This window comes from Granulicella sibirica (genome assembly GCF_004115155.1).
In the GTDB taxonomy this organism is placed as follows: Bacteria; Acidobacteriota; Terriglobia; order Terriglobales; family Acidobacteriaceae; genus Edaphobacter; species Edaphobacter sibiricus.
This window is the reverse complement of sequence record NZ_RDSM01000001.1, coordinates 2,224,638-2,238,239: the sequence shown is the minus strand read 5'-3', so window position 1 is coordinate 2,238,239 and position 13,602 is coordinate 2,224,638. Positions and strand designations below refer to the sequence as shown.

The 13,602-nt window shown below is 59.6% G+C and carries 10 protein-coding genes; 6 read left to right on the top strand and 4 right to left on the bottom strand.

What is annotated here, in order from left to right; all coding sequences use genetic code 11:
• Positions 1–34: 34 nt before the first annotated feature.
• Positions 35–748, top strand: a complete 714-nt coding sequence (locus GRAN_RS09255) for a glycoside hydrolase family 75 protein (RefSeq protein WP_128912603.1) — start codon at positions 35–37, stop codon at positions 746–748.
• On the opposite strand, the gene GRAN_RS09250 is transcribed toward GRAN_RS09255, so the two are convergent.
• The 3 genes from GRAN_RS09250 to clpB form a co-directional block, all read right to left on the bottom strand.
• Complete coding sequence (locus tag GRAN_RS09250; protein WP_128912602.1) at positions 749–1,147, bottom strand: hypothetical protein; 399 nt, start codon at positions 1,145–1,147, stop codon at positions 749–751.
• Positions 1,148–1,379: 232 nt separating this feature from the next.
• Positions 1,380–3,047, bottom strand: coding sequence for an NAD(P)/FAD-dependent oxidoreductase (locus GRAN_RS09245; RefSeq protein WP_128912601.1), 1,668 nt, complete (start codon positions 3,045–3,047; stop codon positions 1,380–1,382).
• A gap of 397 nt (positions 3,048–3,444) precedes the next feature.
• Positions 3,445–6,120 (bottom strand): ATP-dependent chaperone ClpB, encoded by a 2,676-nt coding sequence (gene clpB, locus GRAN_RS09240; protein ID WP_128912600.1) that lies wholly within the window; start codon positions 6,118–6,120, stop codon positions 3,445–3,447.
• A 208-nt stretch (positions 6,121–6,328) separates the two neighbouring features.
• Between clpB and GRAN_RS09235 the strand changes: the two genes are divergently transcribed.
• Together GRAN_RS09235 and GRAN_RS09230 are read left to right on the top strand one after the other, a co-directional pair.
• The gene (locus GRAN_RS09235) at positions 6,329–7,537 is read left to right on the top strand and encodes a hypothetical protein (RefSeq protein ID WP_241654425.1); all 1,209 of its coding nucleotides are present in this window, start codon (positions 6,329–6,331) and stop codon (positions 7,535–7,537) included.
• Entirely contained in the window at positions 7,534–8,985 is a 1,452-nt protein-coding gene (locus GRAN_RS09230) for a hypothetical protein (RefSeq protein ID WP_128912599.1), read from the top strand. The genes GRAN_RS09235 and GRAN_RS09230 overlap by 4 nt, the downstream gene beginning before the upstream one ends.
• A 126-nt stretch (positions 8,986–9,111) precedes the next feature.
• Here the strand turns inward: GRAN_RS09230 and GRAN_RS09225 are convergent, their stop codons facing one another.
• A complete protein-coding gene (locus tag GRAN_RS09225; protein WP_128912598.1) occupies positions 9,112–11,088 on the bottom strand; it encodes an ATP-dependent DNA ligase in 1,977 nt (658 codons plus the stop codon).
• 261 nt (positions 11,089–11,349) lie between these two features.
• On the opposite strand from GRAN_RS09225, the gene prfA reads away from it, so the two are divergent.
• From prfA to GRAN_RS26630, 3 genes are all read left to right on the top strand, one after another.
• Complete coding sequence (gene prfA / locus GRAN_RS09220) at positions 11,350–12,423, top strand: peptide chain release factor 1 (RefSeq protein ID WP_128912597.1); 1,074 nt, start codon at positions 11,350–11,352, stop codon at positions 12,421–12,423.
• 28 nt (positions 12,424–12,451) lie between these two features.
• Positions 12,452–13,348, top strand: a complete 897-nt coding sequence (locus GRAN_RS09215) for a hypothetical protein (protein ID WP_128912596.1) — start codon at positions 12,452–12,454, stop codon at positions 13,346–13,348.
• Positions 13,349–13,457: 109 nt separating this feature from the next.
• Complete coding sequence (locus GRAN_RS26630) at positions 13,458–13,589, top strand: hypothetical protein (RefSeq protein ID WP_277751201.1); 132 nt, start codon at positions 13,458–13,460, stop codon at positions 13,587–13,589.
• Positions 13,590–13,602: the final 13 nt, after the last annotated feature.

The window sequence follows — 13,602 nt, the reverse complement described above, 5'->3', positions numbered from 1 at the left end:
ACTTGTGGTTACAAGCGTAGTCTTAAGGACTGGAATGACAATCTCGCCAGCTCGACGCCGCTCCACGCTTCTCGCCTCAGCTTTTCTCCTCGCGAGCCCCTTGATGACTTCCGCGCAGACCAACAGTCCCCATCCGTCCGTCGAGATGCGTGCGTTCCTTCATGTGGACGTCGACGGAGCCCCGAACGCCTACGGCCCGAACGAAAGTAAAGCCTTGGACTACGAGAAGCACGCGCACGTTGGATCGAAGCTATCGGGCAAAGTAGTGGGCTACCTGACCGAAAAGGATCACCGCACGCCGGTAAGGCAGGGACCAAACGATCCTTACCCCGGCTACTACATCTCGACCACTGCTTTCTACGATCGCTCCATCGACAATGAGCACGACCCAAGGCGCTATGTCGACGCCGCGAAGATCAACTATCTCGTCCTCGGCAACTTCGGCATACACAACCATGTGAAGATCGGCGACTTCGCCGCGGTCTACAGCTCAAGAACAAGGAAGAGCGTCTTTGCGATTGTGGGAGACGAAGGAAATGCGTCGGGATGCGAGGGATCGCTCGCGCTCGTGCAATCCCTTGGCTATCCGATCACGGACGGCAAGGAAGATTCCGTGGACGACACCGAGATCACGATCCGATACTTCCCGGGCTCGAACCCGAACCACACCTTCTTCCACACGCAGGCAAAGCTGGATGCCGCGGCGAAGGCGCTCGGGCTGAGCAAGCAGTTCGACGAAAAAAGATAACTAGCGGATCACGACGTGCTGGGTGTCGCCACCGTAGTCCACAAAGGTGACGTCGCGATCGTTCATCGTGGTCTTCGGGTTGTAGTTACGCCCGCCGAGGGGGACCTTGTTCGCGTGATCGTCCTCGCTCAGGCAGACGAGCGTGCTCATGCAGTTGACCGCCTGCGGGCGACCCGGCATGCCATCCCAGTGCTGCACGATAAAGATCGCCGGAGAAGCATCGGTATTGGCCGTCGTCACGACCACGTCGTTCGTGTAGTTGATAAAGACTCGGGCTGTAGTGATCTCGGAGTTGTTCACGTAGAGCTTCCCAAGCGGATCACGCAGAAACAGTCGCTGCCGCAAAACAGCCACACCAACGACCAGAACGAGCAGAACAACAAGAAGCACTCTTCGCATGTATTTGCCTTGGCCCTTTCCATCATCGATGCACTTGCCTTGTCTTCTTCCAGCCCGGCACCCAAAGGGGTGCCCCATCTTCGCCGACAGCTTCATCGTCGGCTAAGGTGGGAAGGCGAGCCGTCCAAACGTCGCCGTTACCGTTGCTTGGTTGTCATTCCCGAAGGGAATCTGCGTCTTCCTTTGCTCTTGCCGTTGCTTCCCTTACCCACCACACCAAAAAGGAAAGGACCTACCCCTTCCTATCCTTCTCCTCGTGGTACTCCTGCTCTGTATTTATTCCCCATAGCGCCGTCTTGTCCACATGCCCCGCGATCAAACCATCCACCGCCGTCATCGCGGTAAGCATGCTGTGATCCTGGTTGTTGTACTTATGCATCCCATTGCGGCCAATAAGGTAGAGGTTCTCGAAGCTGTCCGTGAACGTCCGTAGTTCGTCAAAGCGGTCGTAGCTCCCAAAGTAAGCCGGGTAAGTCTTCGGTACGCGAACAACGTGTCCATCGAGAACGTCGCGCGTCTTCAGGATGCCGATCTTCTCCAGTTCCGCCGCGGCAAAGCGCTTCAGCTCTTCGTCCGGCATCGCCCACAGAGGGTCGGTGTCGTAGCAGAAGTACTCCAGCCCAAGCCAGACCTTCGAAGGGTCCGCAATCATATGCGGACTCCAGTTATTGAAGATCTGCAAGCGGCCAAGCAGAACGTCGGGCTCTTGGATATAGATCCACGTGTCCTTCAGCAAACCGCCGGCGGGCTCAGTCACGGCGAGGCGCTCCGCGAGAATTCCAACCGTGATGAAGTCGCGGTACTGAAGCCCCTCGGCAATCTCACGAACCTCGTTCGGGACGGGACAGTCCAGGGCTCGAACAAGCTCCTTCATAGGCATCGTCGAGAAGAAGCTGTCGCCCGTACAAGTCTCACGTGTGCCGTCCGGCGCTACGACATCGACAGCAGTAATCCGCTTGCCCTCCACATGAATGCGGTCGACCCGTCGCTGCATATGGATCGAGCCGCCCGTGTTAATAATGGTGTCGGCGACATGCTCCCAAAGCTGTCCCGGGCCAAACTTTGGATACATGAAGCGCTCGATCAGCGAGGTGTCGGTTCCCTTCTGAGCGAGATCCTTCGTCGGCTTCTCTCTGCTGAACGCCTTCGCCAGAAAATGTTTTACGGCTGTGGTAAGGCTCAACCCCTTGATTCTCTGAGCTCCCCACTCTGCCGAAATCTGGTCGCATGGCGTCCCCCAGACCTTCTCGGTGTAGCTCTTGAAAAAGGTGAGATAAAGCTCGCGGCCAAAGCGGTTGATCAGGAAGTCTTCGAGGCTCTTCTCCGGCTCAATCTGGTGCAGGCGCGACGTAAAGTAGCTCATACCCACGCGCGCGGTCCGCGTGATCCCAAGGTTCCGGAGCGTGTTGCCGGTGAGCTTGATCGGGTAATCGAAGAACTTCCGCAGGTAGTAGATTCGGCTCTTGCGCGGGCGTATCAGCATGACCAGGTCCGGATCCGCCGGAACCGGCGCATCAACTGTCTCGGCGTGTGGAACCGGCTCTTCCGCATCGACCGCATGGTGCAATGGGCCGACGCCCCGCAGGACCGGCTCTTCTTCGAGAACGGCGGGAACCGTCACCTTGCGCGTCTTGCCCTGGTACGCAATCTCCGTCTCGCCCGGCGCGACCTCGGGGGGCATCAGGTCGATCCACCACTGCATCACGCGATCCGACTTCGAAAAGAAGCGGTGACCGCCGATGTCCATCCGGTTGCCCTTGTAGCGAATCGTGCGGGAGATGCCGCCGATCTCGTTACTGGCTTCAAAGAGTATGGGCTCGATATCGGAGCGGCGAAGAAGTTCGAGTCCTGCTGTGAGGCCCGCTGGTCCTGCCCCGATGATGATTGCTTTCCTGTTCACGCGACTCCTCAGTATACGAGGAATCCGACGGGAAGACCGGTTGCTGGGTCTACACCCTCTGACAGAATCAAAGCACCCGGAGCGCGCGGAGGAGACCTCACAGCAAAATGTCAGCCTCAAAAAGTTGTCAAGCCTCGTTTTGCTCTAAACCTATGATAAGAAAGGGAAAAGTCACTGTCCTTTTAGTTATGGTGAGTTCGATACAATTAAGGCATAAGCAAAAACGGCGAGCTCCAAATCGGAGCTCGCCTTCGTTCTTCCTCTAAGTCCTTTGTTTACTAATTTTTAGCCGTAACCCTTTTCTTATGAACCACCTACGGCGCATAGAGTGCCGTAGGTCTATCATAAGAAAGATGTTAGACCCAGGCAATGGGAGGGGGGGGTACCCCTCCCGGCGTTAGAAACTCACCGGCTCCAGGTGAGCCTCTCTCGATTCCACCGTGAACGTCAGGGCCGAACTCTTCCCTGACGAATTCGGATCGGCGTCAATCAGCACCTTGTCTCCGTGCAGAACGCTTCCTTCAAGGATCCTGACGGCAAGCTTGTCCTGCACCATCCGCTGCACCGCACGCTTCAAGGGACGCGCGCCGTAGACCTTGTCGTAGCCAGCCGTAAACAGCGCGTGCCGTGCGGCAGGCGTAACGTCGAGCGTGATCTTCCGCTCTGCAAGCAGGCTCTGAAGTTCAGCGAGACGAAGATCGACGATATGGGTCAACTGCTCCTCGCCAAGCGCGTGGAACGTGACGATGTCATCGACACGATTGAGGAACTCCGGCCGGAAGTGCTGCCTCAGAACCTCCATCGCCCGCTCGGTAGCCTCCTCGAAGCCGTCTTCGGACCCGGCCCACGCGGTAGAAAGCTGAGTGGATCCAAGGTTCGAAGTCATGATGAGCACAGTGTTCTTGAAGTCGACCGTCCGTCCCTTCGAGTCCGTCAGTCGCCCGTCATCGAGCACCTGCAACAGGATATTGAACACATCCGGATGCGCCTTCTCGATCTCATCGAAAAGCACAACCGCATACGGACGCCGCCGAACAGCCTCAGTCAACTGCCCACCCTCGTCATAACCGACATATCCAGGAGGAGCACCGATAAGCCGGGCCACCGCATGCTTCTCCATGTACTCACTCATATCGATCCGAACCATCGCAGCTTCGTCATCAAAGAGGAATTCAGCGAGAGAACGAGCAGTCTCCGTCTTCCCAACTCCAGTCGGACCAAGAAAGATGAAGCTCCCGATCGGACGCTTCGGATCGCTTAGTCCAGCACGCGAACGCCGAATGGCATTGGCAACTGCCTCAAGCGCTCGATCCTGTCCAACAACCCGCTCGCGCAGGCGAGCTTCCATCTGGACAAGCTTCTGCATCTCGCCTTCAAGCATCTTGGAGATCGGAATTCCAGTCCACTTCGAGACGACAGCCGCGATGTCTTCCTCATCCACCTCTTCCTTCAGCATGCGATGCGTCGTTCCCGCATTGATCGCATCCTGCGAGTTGGTGAGACGCCCGAGTTCGGCTTCGAGACGCGGAATCTCGCCATACTGCAGTTCGGCCGCACGTTGGAGATTGCCCTTGCGGGTCTCTTCGCCAGCCTGGAAACGCAGGTTCTCGAGCGCAGCCTTGAGCTCCGCGATCTTGCCGATCGCTCCCTTTTCTGTCTGCCAGCGAGCACGCAGTCCAGCAGCAGATTCCTGAACCTCGGCAAGCTCCTTCTCGACTACTTCCAGACGCTCACGGCTCGCAGGATCGGTCTCGCGCCGCAACGCAGCCTTCTCGATCTCGAGCGAAGTTCCGCGACGCTCAAGATCGTCGATCTCAACCGGAACAGAGCCGATCTGAATGGCAAGCGCAGCCGCAGCTTCGTCGACAAGGTCGATAGCCTTGTCAGGAAGGAAACGGTCCGAGATGTACCGATGCGAAAGCGTCGCCGCGGCAACGATGGCAGCATCCTTGATCCGCACCTTGTGGTGAGCTTCGTACTTCTCCTTCAGGCCACGAAGGATCGCGACTGTATCCTCAACGTTCGGCTCGCCCACATAGACGATCTGGAAACGCCGCTCGAGCGCCGCATCCTTCTCGATGTACTTGCGATACTCGGCAAGCGTCGTCGCACCAATCGCGCGAAGACCGCCACGAGCCAGCGCAGGCTTGAGCATATTGCTCGCATCGAGCGAGCCTTCCGATGCTCCGGCTCCGACGAGCGTGTGAAGCTCGTCGATGAAGAGGATGATCTCGCCGTTGGACTCCTCGATCTCCTTAAGGACAGCTTTGAGACGCTCCTCGAACTCCCCACGGAACTTCGCTCCGGCGATCATGGAAGCCAGATCGAGCGAGACGACGCGTTTGTCGCGCAGAATCTCAGGAACATCGCCAAGGAAGATTCGCCGAGCCAGACCTTCGACGATCGCAGTCTTGCCAACGCCCGGTTCGCCGATGAGCACAGGATTGTTCTTCGTCCGGCGGCTCAGCACCTGGACAACGCGCCGAATCTCCTCATCGCGACCGATTACGGGATCGAGTTTTCCCCGACGCGCCATCTCCGTAAGGTCCTTGGCGTACTTCTCGAGGACCTGATATTTGCCCTCGGGATTCTGGTCCGTGACGCGCTGCGATCCACGAACTGCGGTGAGGGCGCGCAGGATGGCGTCATGCGTAGCCCCGAAGCTAGCGAGAGCAGTCTGAACGACTTCGGCTCCTCCACCCGCGCGACCGACCTTGGCATCGGTCAGCCCGAGCAGCAGGTGCTCGGTCGAGCAGTACTCATCCTTGAAGGACTCGGCCTCCTGAAACGCCTGGTCGAGGACGCGTTGTGTCGACTGCGCGAGCCCGGGCTGTCCGCCACCCTGGACCTTGGGCAACTTCTCGATAGCCGCGTTCACTCCCGCAAGGAGCCGCTCGACGGGCACACCCACTTTTTCCAGTACGGGGACCACAACACCCTCGCGGTCTTCGAGCAGAGCTGCGGCGAGGTGGACGGGGAGCACCTCGGGATTTCCATTTTCACTTGCGATGGCAGCAGCGCTTTGCACCGCAGCCTGGGCTTTGACCGTCAGTTTCTCCCAACGAATAGCCATGAAGCGTCTCCTTCTGAAGCTTGAGTCAGAGTTTAGACGCCACAGACGAATAAAAGATGCATAAAATGTGAGTCATAAAGACTCACATTACTCCGGTTCATTGGTGAGGTGATGTGCTTTAGTTCCGCGTCGGAGATTCGAAGTGTCTGTAGGTAATAGCGGGTATACGATTAAATGCGCAAAGATCCGAGATTCGCAGGAGTCGCTTATGTCGACAGCCGGTATCGTCCACCCGCCGCTCCGCTCCTCACGAAGTCAAAGCGTCGCCCGTCCGAGTACTTCCGCCCGGGCAGCGGGAGTCCCCTGGTATATCTACTGGGGTGCGCTCGCGGTCACCTCGTCTTCCTTTGGCGGGCAATGGGACGTCGCGTGGCACCGGTCGATCGGTCGAGACAGCTTTCTAACACCTGCCCATATCATGATCTACGCCTGTGGAGTAATTGCGGCGGTCATCTGTGGAAACCTTATCTTCACCACCACCTTTGGCAAGTCGCAGCACATGCGGGACGAATCCGTGAGTGTACTCGGCTTCAAGGCACCGCTGGGGGCATTCCTGGCGGCCTGGGGCGGCATCGCAATGATTACCTCAGGGCCGTTCGATAACTGGTGGCACGCCGCCTATGGGCTGGATGTGAAGATCATCAGCCCTCCGCACACCCTCCTAATCCTCGGAATCCGGTGTGTGGCGATGGGCATGCTTTTCCTGACACTTGCGGCGATGAATCGGGCGGCGAGCGAGACGGAAGCCCATCGAAAGCTGCAGATTCTGTATCTGTACTTGGGCGGCCTGATGGTGGGCGGGCAGATGTTCTTCCTGCTCGAGAAGACGGTGGACTTCAAGCTGCACACGGCTACCGCCTACGTCGTCATGGGAGCCGCAGTTCCGCTCATCTTCGCGCTGCTGTCGCAATCGTCCCAGGCGAAGTGGGCCTGCACGATTACCGCGGCGATTTATACCATCATCGGCATCGGGGAGATCCTGATATTTCCTCTGGTCTCGGCATCGCCTAAGCTTGGGCCGGTGCTGAACCAAGTCACGCATCTCGTCCCGGCGAAGTTTCCCATCCTGATCATCGTCCCGGCGATCGCCTTGGACCTGCTGTGGCAGAGGACGAAGGGGTGGAAGACGTGGAAGCTCGCACTCGTTTCGAGCCTGATCTTCACGGCAGTCCTCGTCGTGGTGGAATGGCCTTTTGCCAGCTTTCTACTCTCGAAGGCGAGTGCAAACCGCTTTTTTGGAACGATCTACTTCGATTACAATTCGCCTCCAGACGGATACGACCGGATGCGCAGGTGGTTCGATCCGGCGGGACCGGCAGAGTTGGCTCGCGGAGTGGCCGAGGCCGTAATCTATGGATCGGTTGGAACGTGGGTCGGGTTGAAATTTGGGAACTGGATGCGGAGCGTGCAGCGGTGACGTTTCAACACTGGCGAGTTGGCTGGCTGGCGGTTGTGCTCATCGCGTTAACACCGTCGGCCTGGGCTCATCTTGGGTCGAAGGATGTGTTTGAGACGGTGGATGCGGGGCCCTACAAGCTCTTCGTCACGATTCGCCCGCCGAATGTGATTCCAGGTGTCGCGACCATTGAGGTGCGGGTGTCGGGTGCGGCGGTGACGGGGTTGCAGATCACGCCGATTCCTCTCACCGGAGAGGCGTCGAAGCATCCCCCAAGCGCGGATCAGATGAAGGTGTCGGCGCAGGATCCGAACTTTTACAGGGGCGGCGTGTGGATGATGCAGTCAGGGTCGTGGCAGGTACGGTTTGGGGTGGATGGGGTAGCCGGGCACCAGACGGCCTCGGTGCCTGTTCCAGCAATTGCTCTCTCGACGCTGAAGATGGAGCGGGGGATGGGGTGGGGGTTGGCGGCACTGGGGGTGTTCCTGGTGGTGTCCATGGCTGGGACGGTGGCGGCGGCGGTCAGAGAGGCGCGGCTGGCGCCGGGGGTGGCGGCGGATGCGGGCCGAAGGCAGAGGGGATGGGCCGCGATGGCTGCGGCTCTGCTGGTGATGGGATTGATGGTGTGGGGCGGGGCGAAGTGGTGGAACGTCGAGGCGGCGACCTACGCCGGGAACGTCTACCAGCCCATGAAGACGGTCGCCAGCCTGAACGGGGATGTGCTGGATCTGACGGTTCAGGGGATCATGCGCGACCCGAAGGTGTCGCGGGTGCCGAGTCAGAGCAACCGGGACTTCCTGGCGGATCACGGGCACCTGATCCACCTTTATGCGATCCGGGAGCCGGAAATGGACGCGGTGTTTCACCTGCACCCTGAGTTGGTGGGAGCGGGGGATTTCCGGATGTCGCTTCCCGCAATGCCTGCCGGCGAATACACCTTATATGGAGACATCGTGCATGCGAACGGATTTCCCGAGACGCTAGTAGCCAAGGTGAACGTGCCGGCGGATAAGCCGGCCCAGGCGCTGGGTCCGGACGATGCCGAAGCGCTGCCGACGCCGCTCTCGAAGGGGGAACTGGGTGCGAGCTATCGACTGCCGGATGGCTACACAATGATCTGGGACAAGCCGGCAACCATTACGGCGACGACACCTTATCTCTTTCATTTCAGGTTAGTTGGGACTGGCGGGCAGCCGGCGGGGGATATGCGCCCTTATATGGGAATGGCGGGGCATGCGGCTTTTGTGAAGACGGACGGGACGGTGTTCGCGCATACGCATCCTGAAGGGTCGGCGGCGATGGCGGCGCTTGATATGGCGAATGGGCCGATGGCGGGGATGAGTACGCCGACGGGTCCGGAGGTGGAGTTTCCGTATGGCTTTCCGACTTCGGGAGCCTACCGGATCTTCATTCAGATGAAGCATGGCAAGACGATCGAGACGGGCGCATTCGACGCGCAGGTGAGGTAGCAAACTACCCCCTCCCCCTCCAAAGGAGCCAAAGTCTTCAAAACATTAGACTTAGTGGTGGACTTCGCCATTTTTGACTGCAAAGTCTTGTGAACAAAGGACTTGATCTCACCAGGGGACGGACTTTTACGGAGCAGGCTCGACAGGCCGGTCGACCTGGCTCATGTATACCTCCTCAACGCGTTCGACGGTGTCGATCTCTTCAAGGGGCTTGTCGGTGCGGATGCGAATGATCCGGGGGAAGCGGAGGGCGAAGCCGCTGGCATGGCGTCCGCTGCGCATGATGTTGTTGAAAGCTACCTCGAGGATGACGAGAGGTTCCACGGTGCGGAAATGGCCCTGGTCTTCGAGGGTGTGGGCTTTGAGCAACTCGGTCAGTTCGACGACCTCTGCGTCGGTGACGCCGGAGTAGGCTTTGCCGACGTTGAGGAGTTCGCCTTCGGGGCTGCGGACGGCGAAGGTGTAGTCGCTCAGGAAGGCGGCACGGCGGCCGTTGCCGTATTCGGCTCCGGTGATGACGACATCGAGGGTCGCTAACTCGCGCTTCAACTTGACCCAGGCGAGGCCTCTACGGCCGGGCAGGTAGGCGGATCCGGCTGCTTTGAGCATGACGCCTTCGTTGGCGCGGGCGCGGGCGTCGGCATATGCGCGGTCGATATCTTCGGCGCTCTCGACCAGGCGCGATGGGGAGAGCATGAGGCGGGGCACGCCGGCACCCTCTTCGCCGAGGAACATGGCCTGTTGCGACTCTTTGCGACGCTCGTCGACGGCTAGCGGAGAGACGACGCGGTCGATCATCTGCTCGACGATGGCCTCGAGGCGGTTTCGGCGATCGCGCAAGGGCAGGCTTAGCTGAAGTTCGTCTTTCGCGTACATGAGGTCGAACGCCATGAAGACGACGGGGATCTGCGTGCGAACTTCGTTTGACACTTTCTTGCGGCCTATGCGTGTTCCGAGGATCGCGAACGGGAGGGCACGGGCTGTATTTCCGAGGCTGCCTGCATCGGTACCGAAGTTCCATGCGAGGATTTCGCCGTCGAGGATCATGGCTCCATCGACATCGTGCTTGACCGCGGCGAAGGCCTCGGCGAGTTCGGGGAAGCTTTCGGTTACATCCTCGCGGTTGCGGGAATAGATGGCGACGCGTCCGGGATGGGACGGATCGCCGCAGTGAACCTGAGCGCGCATGCCGTCGTACTTGTCCTCCAGGAAGGCGTCAACCTGGCCGTCGGTTCTGGGGAGATCCAGTTCGATTTCGGCGACTGCTTCCTCGACTTCCAGATCGGCGTCGGCCGCCTTCTTGCTTTTGCGTGGCTTCTTCGCGGGTTTTGCTGGCTTTTCTGGCTTCTGGGTGAATCGCGCGACGGCTTCCTCTGGACTCTCGACGGGACTTGCGAGCATGAAGCCGAGGGGGTGGAAGAGGCGCATGCGGGCTTCGTCTAGGGTTCCAGCGAAGGCGCGGTCAACGGCACGGCCGAGGTCGGCCTCCAGCATGACAGCGTGACGCACGGCGGCGACGTCGGTGGCAAGGTCCTCGTGGCGGGCGGTGCTTGCGGCAACGGCGATGGCCTCTTCGACGAGGGACTGCTTCACGCCGATGCGCATGTCGCCGAGCATCAGCTTGATGAGGTACTTGGCTTCGATTGGAGTGGCGCGACATAGCAGGTCTTCGAGTAGGGCCGAGCGCACGGCAGTGGTTTTGGCGGTGGCCATGCCGGAAAGGGATTCGGAGACCTGCGTGAGGGTGAGGTCGGGGGCGCGATCGGGAGTTCCGGCCAGGAGGTCGAAGGCGGCGGCACCCAGGTCGCCGTGGCGGCGATAGGCCTGGGAGAGCGCGGCATCGGTAGCACCAGAGACCGCGAGGACGGCGCGGGTGACGATGGCTCCCCCGGCGTTCAGCTTGCGAGGATCGGCCTCAGAGAAGGGGAGGCCTGCAAGGTAGAGAGCGAAGAGTCCAGCATCAGAGGTTTGGCTAATGCCAGAATTTGGCCCTTCCTGGGCGGCGCGACAGATGGCGTCGGCGATGGCGGCTCGCTTTTTGAGCCGACTTCCCTCACCGGCGAGTGTTTCTGCCAGCGTCGCGACCGCGTGGAATTGTGCCATGCACGTACCTCATGGAGCTTCTGATTTGCTGAGGCGGCGCGTGCAGCCCGTTCACCCCTATCGAGAAGAAAGATGCTTCCCGAACCGTTCGCGTCCGCTGTACCATCTAATTTGTGATGGATATGGCAAACATTCCGGTGTGGACCTCCCGCGTGGCTCCTGTGCGTCACGACTTTGCCTAGCTGCGCCATGCGCGCTTTCTTTCTCTCCCCAATCCCAAATTGATATTCCGATTCCCTGCTCCGGCAGGAGGAGACTCCCATGTTCGACCGCCTCGATCAACTTGAAGCACGCTATGAAGACCTCGGACGCCAGTTGTCCGACCCAACGCTGGTGAACGACCAGAAGAAGTTTCAGACGACCGCGAAGCAGCACCGTGACCTGGAACCAATTGTCGAGAAGTTCCGGACGTACCGGAAGATCAAGGAAGGCATCGACGAAGCAAAGGCGATGCTGACGGACAGCGATCCGGATGTGAGGGCAATGGCGGCGGAGGAACTTGCGATGCTCGAGCCACGGCTCGAGCCGGTGGAGGAAGAGTTAAAAATCCTTCTGCTGCCAAAGGATCCGAACGACGACAAGAACGTGATTATCGAACTGCGGGCGGGGACGGGCGGGGATGAAGCGGCGCTGTTCGTGGCCGAGGTGTTCCGGATGTACCTGCGGTTTGCCGAGCAGCATCGGTGGAAGGTCGAGATTCTTTCGCAGTCGGAGAGCGGCATCGGGCAGGGACTGAAAGACGTCACGGCGATCTTCGAAGGCGACAAGGTGTACTCGCAGATGAAGTACGAGTCGGGTGTACACCGGGTTCAGCGGGTTCCGGCGACGGAGACGCAAGGACGTGTGCATACTTCGGCGATTACGGTGGCGGTGCTTCCGGAAGCCGAAGAGGTCGACATCAAGATCGAGCAGAAGGATCTAAGGATCGACACGTTCTGCTCTTCGGGGCCGGGTGGCCAGTCGGTGAATACGACGTATTCGGCGATCCGGATTACGCATCTTCCCACGCAGACGGTAGTGAGCTGCCAGGATGAGAAATCGCAGATCAAGAATCGCGAGAAGGCGATGCGCGTGCTGCGTGCCCGCCTGTATGAGGTCGAGGCCGAGAGGATTCACCAGATCCAGGCGAAGGACCGCAAGGCGCAGGTTGGGACGGGTGATCGTTCGGAGAAGATACGGACCTACAACTTTCCGCAGAACCGGCTAACGGATCATCGGATCGGGCTGACGAACCACCAGTTGGCGATGGTGATGGAAGGGATGCTGCAGCCGACAGTCGATGCGCTGATCGCGCACTACACGGCGGAGAAGTTGAAGGCGGAAGCGGCGGCCTGAGAATGCGGCCCGCTGATATTCTGGCCGGATGAGCTCCCTGGAGAGGCAGCGCTGGTGGGTCTGTTCCGGAGTGATCCGCTGGACGCTGAGCCTGTTGCTGGCTAACGCGTTCGGACCTGCCTTATGGGCGCAACCTTCAGGCAGACAGGTGCAGGTCACGCTGGAGCAGGTTCTCGACCGGCTTCAGGAAAACTTCTTCGAATATCTCCGATCGGTTCCGAGCCTTTTCTGTGATGAGGTCGTGCAGTCGGATTTTGGGCCGGCGAACACCGTCGTTAAGTCCGTTCACAGCAAGACGGAGTCGATCTTTCGGCTGCAGCGCAAGATCACCCCCGCACGGAAGCTGGAACTTGTCGAATCCCGGGATCTGAAGAGGGTCGATGGGAAGGCTGTTTCTTCGGGATCGCTCGCCGGGCCGGCTATTCTTTCGGGCGCGTTCGGCACGGGGCTGGCGGTGGCCGATGCGGCTCAAGAGGTCTGCACGAACTTCCGCATGCATCCGATGCTGACCTTCTTTGCGCCGCACCGGATCGTGATCGAATTCGAATCGCTGCCGGGATCGACTGATAACCCCGTGTGTTCGACCCGACGCTCGCATGGGAGGGTGTTCGTCGACCCCGAGACGATGCGTATCCGGCGCATCGAGATGACGACACCGAATTACGACATCGTGCCGAAGATCAAGGGCAATTGGGTGTGGTCGGTCGACTACGACCCGGTGATGCTTGGCGGCAAGCCGTTCTGGCTGCCGAAGACGATCCTGTCGGATGCCACGTCGTATGGGCTGAATCCGCTGACATGGACGTTCGAGGCGAGGTACAGCAACTATCACAAGCTGGAGGTAAGGAGCCGGATTGTTACAGACGGGCTAACAGAGCCCGGTCCGGAGCCTTCCGAAACGGCACCTCAGGCTCCGAAGAGGTGATGGGTAGACGGATGATGCATCCTTACGGCTGCGGATGACTTCCAATGGGTACGGCTCACCCGCTCCGCTGGAGCGCGAGCCGTGACTCGCGCCAAGGAAGCGCCTCGTCGTGACGACATGGTATGATCCGGCTCCATCCGGGCAGCATCCACGCGAACGCGCTGCGTATCGTTCGATTCCTCTCGTCTCCGGCATGCTGAACGGGCAAAGCACGCATGCCCACGAAAGCCCCACCGTCTAAAGATCACTCGCAG

Bases quoted from the DNA above. Each gene is read 5' to 3' on its own strand.
- GRAN_RS09225 (WP_128912598.1), bottom strand. From the start codon at position 11,088: ATGGCACAATTCCACGCGGTCGCGACGCTGGCAGAAACACTCGCCGGT.
- prfA (WP_128912597.1), top strand. From the start codon at position 11,350: ATGTTCGACCGCCTCGATCAACTTGAAGCACGCTATGAAGACCTCGGA.
- GRAN_RS09235 (WP_241654425.1), top strand. From the start codon at position 6,329: ATGTCGACAGCCGGTATCGTCCACCCGCCGCTCCGCTCCTCACGAAGT.
- GRAN_RS09250 (WP_128912602.1), bottom strand. From the start codon at position 1,147: ATGCGAAGAGTGCTTCTTGTTGTTCTGCTCGTTCTGGTCGTTGGTGTG.
- GRAN_RS09255 (WP_128912603.1), top strand. From the start codon at position 35: ATGACAATCTCGCCAGCTCGACGCCGCTCCACGCTTCTCGCCTCAGCT.
- GRAN_RS09215 (WP_128912596.1), top strand. From the start codon at position 12,452: ATGAGCTCCCTGGAGAGGCAGCGCTGGTGGGTCTGTTCCGGAGTGATC.
- clpB (WP_128912600.1), bottom strand. From the start codon at position 6,120: ATGGCTATTCGTTGGGAGAAACTGACGGTCAAAGCCCAGGCTGCGGTG.